The sequence below is a fragment of the Candidatus Cardinium sp. cByotN1 genome, assembly GCF_022810525.1.
Taxonomy (GTDB): Bacteria; Bacteroidota; Bacteroidia; order Cytophagales; family Amoebophilaceae; genus Cardinium.
Map to the genome: position 1 here is coordinate 1 of NZ_JAACGG010000070.1, position 11,513 is coordinate 11,513.

Annotated in this window: 8 protein-coding genes; 7 read left to right on the forward strand and 1 reads right to left on the reverse strand. The window is 37.0% G+C overall.

The window, feature by feature from the left end; genetic code table 11:
* Nucleotides 1-733: 733 nt before the first annotated feature.
* Nucleotides 734-1,237 (reverse strand): hypothetical protein, encoded by a 504-nt coding sequence (locus tag MUW73_RS02020; protein WP_243018631.1) that lies wholly within the window; start codon nucleotides 1,235-1,237, stop codon nucleotides 734-736.
* Nucleotides 1,238-1,581: 344 nt separating this feature from the next.
* On the opposite strand from MUW73_RS02020, the gene hslU reads away from it, so the two are divergent.
* From hslU to MUW73_RS02055, 7 genes are all read left to right on the forward strand, one after another.
* The gene (gene hslU, locus MUW73_RS02025) at nucleotides 1,582-2,952 is read left to right on the forward strand and encodes an ATP-dependent protease ATPase subunit HslU (protein ID WP_243575205.1); all 1,371 of its coding nucleotides are present in this window, start codon (nucleotides 1,582-1,584) and stop codon (nucleotides 2,950-2,952) included.
* Between the two features lie 135 nt (nucleotides 2,953-3,087).
* Nucleotides 3,088-4,401 carry an RIP metalloprotease RseP gene (rseP, locus tag MUW73_RS02030; RefSeq protein WP_243018632.1) on the forward strand — a complete coding sequence of 438 codons (1,314 nt, stop codon included), beginning with the start codon at nucleotides 3,088-3,090 and terminating at the stop codon, nucleotides 4,399-4,401.
* 134 nt (nucleotides 4,402-4,535) lie between these two features.
* The gene (gene lon / locus MUW73_RS02035) at nucleotides 4,536-7,013 is read left to right on the forward strand and encodes an endopeptidase La (RefSeq protein ID WP_243018633.1); all 2,478 of its coding nucleotides are present in this window, start codon (nucleotides 4,536-4,538) and stop codon (nucleotides 7,011-7,013) included.
* A gap of 31 nt (nucleotides 7,014-7,044) precedes the next feature.
* Nucleotides 7,045-8,280 (forward strand): hypothetical protein, encoded by a 1,236-nt coding sequence (locus MUW73_RS02040; protein ID WP_243018634.1) that lies wholly within the window; start codon nucleotides 7,045-7,047, stop codon nucleotides 8,278-8,280.
* Between the two features lie 537 nt (nucleotides 8,281-8,817).
* Nucleotides 8,818-9,528: a hypothetical protein gene (locus MUW73_RS02045; RefSeq protein ID WP_243018662.1), complete on the forward strand. Its 711-nt coding sequence runs from the start codon at nucleotides 8,818-8,820 to the stop codon at nucleotides 9,526-9,528.
* A gap of 58 nt (nucleotides 9,529-9,586) precedes the next feature.
* Nucleotides 9,587-9,973: a hypothetical protein gene (locus MUW73_RS02050; protein WP_243018663.1), complete on the forward strand. Its 387-nt coding sequence runs from the start codon at nucleotides 9,587-9,589 to the stop codon at nucleotides 9,971-9,973.
* Nucleotides 9,974-10,455: 482 nt separating this feature from the next.
* Complete coding sequence (locus MUW73_RS02055) at nucleotides 10,456-11,148, forward strand: ComF family protein (protein ID WP_243018664.1); 693 nt, start codon at nucleotides 10,456-10,458, stop codon at nucleotides 11,146-11,148.
* Nucleotides 11,149-11,513: the final 365 nt, after the last annotated feature.

Genomic DNA, 11,513 nt, shown 5'->3' on the forward strand with positions numbered 1-11,513 from the left:
TTGAAGCCCGCGCAGCGGGCGAGTTCTGTTTTTCCAGCTGTGAGGGGAGCTTTTCGCAACTTTTTACCAGGGCTTGATTTTTTGCTTACTTTTTTATCAAGAAAAAAGTAAGATAAAAAAGCTTTATAATCAAATAAAAATAATTAAAAATTCCTTGAGTTGACGCCATTGTATGAACAGATACTTTCTACAGTTAGATTAACAGAAGCAGCGGTAATCCTATAGTGGGAATAATACATGGACATAATACAAGTCCTAGCTCTCGACAGGACGATAGCAAGGAGATAAAATGCCTATTTAAATCCCTTTGCAAGTTGATGCATTCAGGTATAGTTGCTCTACAGAAGTAGCATTTCAATATAGGGCCATAATGATGGATAGAGTTAGCTAGACAAGTTAAGCAGACTTTGTTTTTACATTCAGCACACTCAAATACGTACACATCTTGTTCGAAATGACTCATACAAATATAACATGTAAATAGATCATTATATGGCACTAAGTTTTGGGCTTTAATGAGACTGCGTTCTATTCTTGCTATTGCTGAATGGTCTGATTTTACTGCTTTATTTTGTTTTTCTATTTCCGCTATATGGTTGTATAAATCTTTTGATGATTCACAGCAAAGTTTGATAAAAACCTCATTTTCATCAAAATTACATAATCTCATGGAGTTACTTGATTTACGCAATCTTAAAAGATACAATCCTAGGCAGTCGTTATGTAGGTTTTTCTAGCAACACATAACCTTATAAAAGTTTTCACTTAGACCAATATCGCATCGACACACATAACATGTATGGTTGAATCCAGTTGGATGACGCTTTTGCAGGCTTGGGATTGGATACTTTTCTACCAATGCTAACATAGTGTTTATTTGTTTGTTTTTTCTCCGATCTTTAAAATTCATTACGCTGCTGTTTAAGCGGTCTATTAATGTTACTTTGGTTTTTGTTTTCGTACGCTTAATTTTAGCCTCATTATCTTTTTGCGTTAATACAAATTGTATGTTCGGTCCACCATTTTGTACTTTCTGGTGTGTAGCCCTGCTAGAACAACCCATACCTATCATACATAATCCTATCATTTTAAATAGCCTAATTAGGTTTTTACTATTTGCCATAAGATATTTTTTTATGCTACTGATTCTATCAGGATAATAAAGATTGAGATGACACAACATAAAAAAGAGGAAAAAGTGACATTGTTCAGTTTTATTTCGGGTTTTTATTTTCATGTTTTTTAGTTTATAGGCTAGAATAGTCAATTTGGCGCTAAAAATTTAGCTTTTATTTATAATAAATATTAATAATGAAACTAAAAAAAATTATTTTTAGATCCATTTCTACCGTTAGCTTTTAAGCAACCTTGGTCCATAAAGTTTCTTGTCTAGTATAACCCACAACCTGGACCAACACTTATCAGAATGAATCGGCCGATATAGTTATTTTTAATCTTGAAAAATCAGTAAATTGGATGCATTCAAGGCTCTAGCGTGTGCTACAAAAAGAAAAAAGGTATTGCGATCTATCAACTTGTATAGACCGAACCAATCACATCACATACCAACCGCATCACATTATGTCAACTGATTATCAATTCTTTACTCCTAAAGAAATTGTGCAAGAACTAGATAAATATATTATCGGTCAAACAGAAGCCAAGCGCAACGTTGCCATTGCACTACGCAACAGATGGCGTAGAATGCAGGTTAAAGAACCACTTAAGCAGGATATTGTTCCCAACAACATTTTAATGGTTGGTCCAACCGGCGTAGGCAAAACAGAAATAGCCAGGCGATTGGCTAAAATAGCAAAAGTGCCTTTTGTTAAGGTAGAAGCTTCTAAGTTTACAGAAGTAGGCTATGTTGGACGTGATGTAGAGAGCATGGTACGAGATTTAGTAGAACGAGCCATAGCCCTGGTAAAGGCAGAACAAATGGAAACCATCCAGGACAAAGCGACGCACCAAGTAGAAGAAATTATTTTAAATATACTTGTTACTGATATTCAGGAAAAAATAAATACAGACAAATCACTAGAAAAGCAACAAAGCAGCTACAATACCCGAGAGCGTTTTCGTGAAAAACTAAAAAGCGGCGCACTGGATCAAAGAGAAATAGAAATTAAAATAACCAAAACTACCCCACCTAGCAATATAAATAGCCTAGGCGCAGGCCCTGCTATAGACGAAGGATTCATCATGAACTTTCAGGATATGTTCAGTAATTTTTTACCTAAACAAACTAAAAAAAGAAAAGTTACCATTGGAGAAGCGCGTACCTTACTCTTGACAGAAGAAATAAACAAACTGATTGATATGAATGCAGTTAAAGAAGAAGCCTTAGCCAGAGCCAGCCATTCGGGTATTATTTTTATAGATGAAATTGATAAAATTGCACACACCACCCCAAGCAATAGCCCAGGTGTGAGTCGAGAAGGGGTTCAGCGCGACCTTTTACCCATTGTAGAAGGTAGCACAGTGCAAACCAAACATGGCCCTATCAACACAGACCATATTCTTTTTATTGGGGCAGGTGCCTTTCATATGGCTAAGCCATCTGACCTTATTCCGGAACTACAAGGTCGCTTTCCCATTCGCGTTACCTTAGAAAATCTATCAGAAAAAGATTTTTACAAGATTCTAGATGAACCTAAAAGTGCATTACCTGTACAGTATCAGGCGCTTTTATCCGTAGAAGGCGTTAAGCTAGATTTTAGCCTAGAGGCAAAACAAGAAATTGCAACCACCGCTTACCTGCTCAATGAAGAGATAGAAAATATTGGTGCTAGGCGTTTGCAAACCGTAATGAGCCATCTATTAACCCCGATACTATTTGATGTACCAGATACAATTACCCCTCATACAACCATTACCATTACCAAAGAAATGGTCCAAGAAGCATTAGCTGACTTAATCAAACGGAAAGATCTTAGTGCCTATATCTTATAGCCATGATTTTGGTTCAAAACCCCAAGGATAGCTTCTTGGCTTGTTCATCCAGCACGATTCATTTAGATCAAGATCTGCTATTTTTTACTTATATTTATGCACTACTTTATATAAAATAACGATTAACTATACTATATGGCATTTCTTATTAAGACCATTCAATTTTTAGGAGGGTTATTCATCATGGTTGGTATACATGAATTGGGCCATCTCCTTTTTGCCAAGCTATTTAACATGCGGGTCAACAGCTACATGATCGGCTTTCCTCCCAAGCTATTGAAATTTAAATGGGGTGAAACAGAATATTCATTAGGATCAATTCCTTTAGGTGGAGCGGTTCAAATTGCTGGTATGGTAGATGAGTCATTAGATAACCACCATCTAAACCATAACCCCGAACCTTGGGAATTCCGGTCAAAGCCAGCTTGGCAACGACTAATCACCATATTAGGAGGTATTATTTTTAACCTAATCAGTGGCATGCTCATATGGATTGGCCTAACCTATGTGATGGGACATACTTACTTACCTAAAGATGAGGTAAACAAATATGGGATTGTCCCCAATGCAATAGGTAGTGCCATGGGATTTAAAACAGGAGATAAAATTATTAAAATCAATGGAGCAGATTTCGAAGATTTTAACAATATTTTTGCACCTAATCTTTTACTCAGCAGCAACAGTTACTATACCATCCATAGAGAGGGGAAACTACTAACCCTACCCATTCCAGAAAAAATCATAGAAGATTTATCAAACATCAAAACTAGTTTTTTTATAAGACCTATTTTTCCTTGCTTGATTCAAGAAGTTAGCAGCAACGGCAATGCTGCGCGCGCAGGCTTAAGGGCTAAAGATGAAATTATTGAGTTAAATCACCAACCCATCTTTGATAGAATTGATTGGCCTACAACCGTTAAAACCTGTTTGGGTAAAATAGTTGAAGTAGTCTATTTACGAAATGGTACAAAAATGTCTACATGCATTGAAGTAACTGAAGAAGCCTTAGGGATTAAATGGGCTGAACCACTATATAGGCAACTAAATTATTCATTTATAGAATCTATTCCTATTGGTCTAGGTAAAGCTTGGGCATTCATACAGACACAATCTTTAGCCATCTGGAAATTGATTACAGGTAAAATGAGTATCAAAAAATCTTTAAGTGGTCCCATTGGCATTGCGCAAAATTTTGGAGATCAATTTATTGGGTATAAGTTTTGGACCATGGTTGCCTATTTATCGATCGGCATTGCCTTAGTCAATTTACTACCTATTCCAGCACTAGATGGCGGACATGCACTATGTATATTATATGAAGCGTTATCTGGCCGAAAGCTTTCCGATAGATTTTTGCAACGTATCCAAAAATTAGGTATGATTTTTATACTTTTACTTACACTTTATGCATTGGGCAATGATATTCGTAAATTAATTCTAAGCAGTTAATATATAACGCGGTTATTTTTACTTTTTTGGCACATTATTTGCTTTTACATCAGAATAAGAAATAACTTGTCAAATGCCTGAGCATAAGCTGAGCCCAGCAAAAGTCTCATAAAAAATGAATCGTTTATAAGCATATGTACTTTAATAAGTCGCTAGTAATGGATGGAGGTCTGGCTTCCGCATGGGGAGAAGATGGCATAGGGGGGATGGTAGAACTCATTGTATCTGATGAAAAAGAACAGCTCTCTGAAGACAATACCCAGGGCAGAATACCCTTATTGGCACTTCGTAATATGGTGCTGTTTCCTAATGTTGTCGTACCCATTACGGTCAAAGAAAGGCAGGCCATGCACCTAATAGAAGCCATATATGAAAAAGATGGTCTATTAGGCATTATGGCACAACGTAACCCCGAAACCTTTGAAGGCAAGCAAACAGACATTTATACCATAGGTACCCTAGCTAAAATCATTAAAATCATTAACCTCCCAAATGGGAAAACCATTGCCCTGGTACATGGCAAACAAAAGTTTCAAACCATTCAAATCTTTACAGAATCATTGGGTCTAGAGGCTACGATTCAACTGCTCAAGGATCAACCTTATAAAGAGGATAAAAAGGTTCTTGCACTGATGCAATCATTAAAAGATGTTGCCATTAAAATCCTCAAGTTTCGGTCTGATCTTTCTAGTGAAGCACAGACTATGCTTGCCAATATTAAAAATCTAGATTTTCTTACCTATTTTTTGGCATCTAATTTAAATACGGATATCCACTACAAGCAAAAGTTACTGGAATTAAATAATAGCTCCAAGCGAGCCAGCTTGCTTTTAAAGCATCTGCTGAAGGAATTAGAAATTTCAGAGCTTAAGAAAGAAATTCAGGATAAAGTTCATTCTGATATTAGTCAGCAACAACGAGACTATTATTTAAGGCAACAAGTTAAAGTCTTGCAAGACGAATTAGGTGAGAATGACCTTTCCGATGAAATTGATGCATTGCGTGAAAAAGGCAATAAAAAACAATGGCCTAAAGAAGTAGCCGATTATTTCAAAAAAGCATTGGAAAAAGCAGAAAGAATGAGCCCCCATAGCCCAGACTATTCGATTTGCATCAACCACGCAGAGCTACTCGTCGAACTGCCTTGGCAAACCTATACCAAAGACAATCTAGACCTGAATCGAGCTAAGAAAATCTTTGACTCCGACCACTATGGTATTGAAAAAGTAAAAGAACGTCTTTTAGAATTTTTAGCTGTTTTACAACTAAAAAAAGATATGAAAGGGCCTATTCTATGTTTATGTGGTCCTCCTGGAGTTGGCAAAACATCTTTAGGTAAATCTATTGCAAAAGCCATGAGCAGGAAATATGCACGTATTGCGCTAGGTGGCTTAAATGACGAAGCTGAAATACGCGGCCATAGAAAAACCTATATTGGGGCCATGCCTGGAAAAATTATCTATAACATTCAAAAGACCGGCTCATCCAACCCGGTTATCGTCTTAGATGAAGTAGATAAGATAGACGGTATGCGTGGAGATCCAGCCTCGGCCCTACTTGAAGTCTTAGACCCAGAACAAAACAACACTTTTGTAGATAATTTCTTAGAAGTACCCTATGATCTTTCTAATGTTTTATTTGTAGCCACTGCCAACTCGATGGATCGTATTCCGGCTGCTTTACACGACAGAATGGAAGTGATTGAAGTAAGTGGCTATCTGCTAGAAGAAAAGATAGAAATTGCTAAAAAATATCTGTTTCCTAAACAAAGAAAAGAGCATGGCCTTAAAGCCACTGATCTGGCCATACAAGATGATGCCTTGGCTACCCTTATAGCTAGCTATACAAGAGAATCTGGCGTACGTGAGCTATCGCGTCAAATAGCCCATATTTGCAGAAAGACAGCCAAATCGATTGCTTTAGGAGAAGCTTATGTTAAGAAAGTCAAATCAACAGATGTCATGCCCTTACTAGGTCCGGAATTATTTGATCAGACCTCCTATCAGCGAATAGCCATTCCTGGTGTTTCAATTGGTTTAGCTTGGACGGCTGCTGGTGGTGAAATTCTTTTTATAGAATCTGTTTTGAGTAAAGGGAAGGGTAAGATCAACTTATCTGGTCATTTAGGAGAAGTGATGAAAGAATCTGCTATGACAGCGCTTTCTTACCTAAAAGCCAATGACCAATACCTAGATGTATCACATACCGTTTTTGACAATTACGACCTACACATTCATGTACCCTCTGGCGCGGTTCCCAAGGATGGGCCTTCTGCAGGCATTACCTTATTTACCTCACTAGCCTCCCTTTATACACAAAAAAAGGTAAAAGACCGCTTGGCTATGACCGGAGAGATTACTTTACGCGGGGAAGTTTTACCCGTAGGTGGCATTAAAGAAAAAATTCTAGCCGCAAAGCGTGTGGGCATGCAAGAGATTATACTAAGCAGCAAAAACAAAAAAGATGTCGAAGAGGTCAAAGAAATCTATCGTGAAAATTTAATATTTCACTATGTAGATGCTGTAGATGAAGTCTACCATTTAGCCCTGCAAGAAAATAAAATAGCTGATGCAAAAGTTTGGGATGATAGGGAGACTATAGCAAGCAAATAAAGTTTTTGTTGTTATATATTGTGCGCTATCAATGAAGACAAGATTGCTAACTAAACAACAACTATCGATTGTAATAGCCAATGGCTTCATTCATTTTGATAATGCCTTATATGGTTATTTGGTCCCTATTATTGCCCCGCTTTTTTTTCCAAAAAGCACACCAGTAGTCCAGCTGATAGGAGGCTATAGCTTTTTGATCATTTCTTTTCTAGCCAAACCATTGGGGCTTCTTTTTTTTAGCAAAATCGCCCAAAATAGCCAAGAAACTAAGGCATTACGCTATACACTTTTGGGTGTAAGCATTAGTTTAATCATTATGTCTGCTTTGCCCATCTATGAAAATGGAGCACTATGGAGCATTTTTTGGTTGCTATTGGCTAGGATATGCGCAGAAGCATCTGCAGCCGGAGAAGATAACATTGCTAAAATTTATTTACTCCAAGGACTAGCAATGCCAGAAGCTAAAAAGCTTGCCGGATTTTATGAAGGATCTACCATGGTAGGTATTTTATCAGCTGGTGCTGTTGGCACCTCTTTCACGTGGATGGCTGAACCTATAAAATACTGGCGATTGCCCTTTTTAATAGCTGCACTAGCTACGCTATTGAATCTTATTTTTTTTAGATTAAACACAAAACCAAAGGCAGAACACTACAAGCCTATGGCTGTGGTGCGAACCATACCCCTCTATCAACAACTTTGGCAGGCACGCAACGCTATTATGCGCATCGCTATAGTGGCTGGATTTAGTTATATAGCTTATACCATTCCCTTTATATTTATAAGTAGCTTTGTCCCCATGGTTACTAGGATTACATATGCCACTATGATGCAATATGCACCTATTTTGATGCTATTAGATATCCTATTCATCAGTTGGATCGCCAAAGTTGGTCAAAAGTGTGACCACAATAACCTGATGGCAGTAGCCAGTGGTCTCTTTGCTTTATCCATTATTCCCCTTTTTGCAGGATTACCAGGTGCTTCTATTTTTTATGTAACGGCAGTACGTAGTTGGTTGATTTTTTTAGGTGTGGTTTTTAGCTGTTTTCTAACCATTTGGTCTAAAGAACAAGTGACTACAACAGCACCTTACATTACCATAGGATTGGCTACTGTTTTGGGTAGTAGTTTATTTGGCAAATCTGCTACGGCTATTTGTTTCTATCTTTTTCATAAATATCATACCCCTATAGCTCCTGCCTGTTATATAGCCTTAATCGCTTTTGCGGCTACACTGATTATGGCTGACTCTGCATCAGAATAAGGAATGTTTACCTTACTTTTTTATTAGCGGTACCATACCACTGAATGGATACAGGGGCGTTTTGTGTTTTTAATTATGTATCTGTTCATGACATTGGTAAAAAATGAATTTTTATTGTTACTTTTTTCTTGATAAAAAAGTAACCAAAAAATCAAGCTCTCCGTAAAAAGTTGCGGCAATCAGCCCTTACAGCTGAAATAGAAAAAAAAGCCTGTTTGAAGCCCGCGAAGTGGGCGAGTTCTGTTTTTCCAGCTGTAAGGGCTGACTGCTGATCGCAACTATTTTACAAGGGGCGTTTTTGCTTTTTCTACGTAGCTTTGCCACTGCACTGAACGGCTACTTAATTATAGGCCTACCAGGTTCCTCAGTAGACAGCTTCGATTGGATTTTAAAATATATTTTAGTATGTTAATGAGAATATTAGTCTATTAAAGGACTAGGATAGTATGCTATAATGTTGAGCTTATATCTATAAAGTTTAGCATAAATATAAATTGTAGATAATAAAAAACGATAAACCTAAAAAAACAGATCTATATGAGTAAAACTAAAAAAATACATAAACACTTTATCTTTTCAAAAGCAATATTACCAGCAGTTGGTTCCCTATTATTAGCTACACAAACCGGATGTACTGGAGTAGGCAAGAGTTTAGGAGTGCAAGGAAGTAATAAGGAAGGTAATGTTGTTTTGACTTATAATATAGCACAAGATAATCTGCATAAAAATCAACACACTGGACATCATACCAATCATGAACAGAGTCATAATACGACAAATAGCGAATCTGAATGTAAGTTACATATTACTATAGTTGCTGGAGGACAATATTCAAACCAAAGGCAAGAGGTTAATATTCATATTAATCTTTGTTCAGATAAGGTAAATAACTCAGCAAGTACTAATAGCCCAATAAGCTCAAGTGATACAAAAAAGCCCGAGGTACCACCAAAACCAATCCAATCAACCGTTTCGAACTCTGAACCTAGTTCTGATAAACAAGCTTTTTTCTATTGTTCATCTTCTGAAAGTAGTGATTTAGATCTCAGACCCAACTTACTAGCTGATATTATAAAAGCGGGTGGTAGACCCAATAAGAAGAAGAAAAAGCTAACGTTTAGTTCATCCACTGAAAATAGTGATTCAGATCTTAAGGAAAATCTGCTCTCTGAGAATCTTAAGAAAAATCTGCTCTCTGAGATTAGAAAAGCAAAGGGTAAGCCGAGCAAAAAAGGCAGGACTACATGATATACAAACGCACCTCTGTTCTCAGTCAACTAGAATAAACCGTAAACATTAAATCCATATGCATAAAACTAAAACAATCCATAAACATTTTATCTTTTCAAAAGCAATATTACCAGCACTGGGCGTTGTTTTACTAACCACGCAAACTGCATGTAGCCAACTATCTAACACGTTTCGTGGTGCTTGTCCCAGTAAATTAAATAAGAATAAGATTGTATACACCTTAAAAGAATCTGATCTTAATAGTGGTGCTGGGGTAATGGCTAAGAAAAGTACCAACCGAACTACAGATCACCATGTAAATGTTAAGCCTACAAAACAATACCATAATTGTGATACTGTGCCTGAGGTAAAGTCAAACAACTTGGACAATTGTGCAGATGCTACGAAAAAAGATGCTACGAAAAAAATAGATAAGTTAGCAGAATACCTAAAATCGTTATAAGCAACTGTTAGATAGCGCTGCTTGCTTTTGCCGCTACACTAGCGATTCAGCTCCATCAGACTAAAAAGAAAAAAAGCGCTCCATAAAAAGTTGCGGTAATCACCTATTAGAGCTGGAAAAACAGAATTTACCCGCCCAGCGGGTGCCAACAAACTGTTTTTTTAATCAGCTCTAATAGGTAATTGCTAATCGGAACTATTTTACAAGAGGCGTTTTACTAGCAACAACACAGCCTTGAATGCATACTGGCAATTAAGAAAACTAGTCATATAGCCCTAGTACACGCCGGTTTAGTGCGCTCTGCCTCTTAGCAAACCTCTCAACATAAGCACCTTACGCAAGAAGCTTGTTGTTCATGCCTTATACATGAGGCTTAGCAAAATGCAAGAAAATGGGCCAGGTTGTTACTTATTAAGGCATTTATTAAGGCATTTATATAACACCTTACACTTGATACAGACTATACTATAAATGCCTTTAGCATGAAACGATTTATAATTGGACTATTGGATTGGTTATTTCCACCTTTATGTGCAGGGTGCAACCATACACTTGTACAGGGAGAAACATTGATTTGTACCGTTTGTTTAACTTCGTTTCCAGAAACAGATACGCATCAATTAGTTGATAATGCTATTACCTACCATTTTGCAGGCAAGGCAACAATAACCTATGGATTCGCGTTGTATAGCTTAAGAAAAAAAAGCCATCTTGAGCAAGTTATTTTCGCAATGAAGTATAAAAATCAACCCCAAATTGGAGAGATACTAGGGCAACGCTATGGGAATATTTTACATCAAATATCGATTATCCAAAGCATAGATGCTATTGTAGCTATTCCTTTGCATCCTAAAAGATTTAAAGAACGAGGTTATAATCAAAGTGATTTTTTTGCACAAGGGCTTTCTGCTTCATTAAACATTCCTTTTTATCGAAGCTGTATAGCAAGAATCCGCTATACACCATCGCAAACAACGAAAAACAAAGTAGAGCGGATGAGCAATCTTCAAGGTGCCTTTCAAGTAACAGACCCTAATTTACTAACGGGCAAACATCTTTTGCTAGTAGATGACATTCTAACTACAGGTGCCACATTAAGCGCTTGCACCAATGCACTGTTAGCAGCAGGCGTAGCGAAAGTAAGCGTTGCAACCATAGCTGTAGTAGAAGCCTAAAAAATGAGCCCTTATTTTGGCACTCGCTTGTGCTCAAGCAGTTTATAAAAGATACAGTATGCATTCAATAGTGTCAATTTAAGATATATATTTAATTGATTACTAGTCATAATAATATATAAAGCAACCAAAAAAACGCCCCTTGTAAAATAGTTGCGATCAGAAATGACGTATTAGAGCTGATTAGAAAAACAGCCTGTTTGAACCCGCACAGCGGGTGAGTTCTGTTTTTCCAGCTCTAATACATGATTTCCGCAACTTTTTACCAGGCCTTGATTTTTTGCTTACCTTTTTATCAAGAAAAAAGTAAGATAAAAAAGCCCTATAATCAAATAAAAATAATTAAAAATACCTTAAGTTGACGC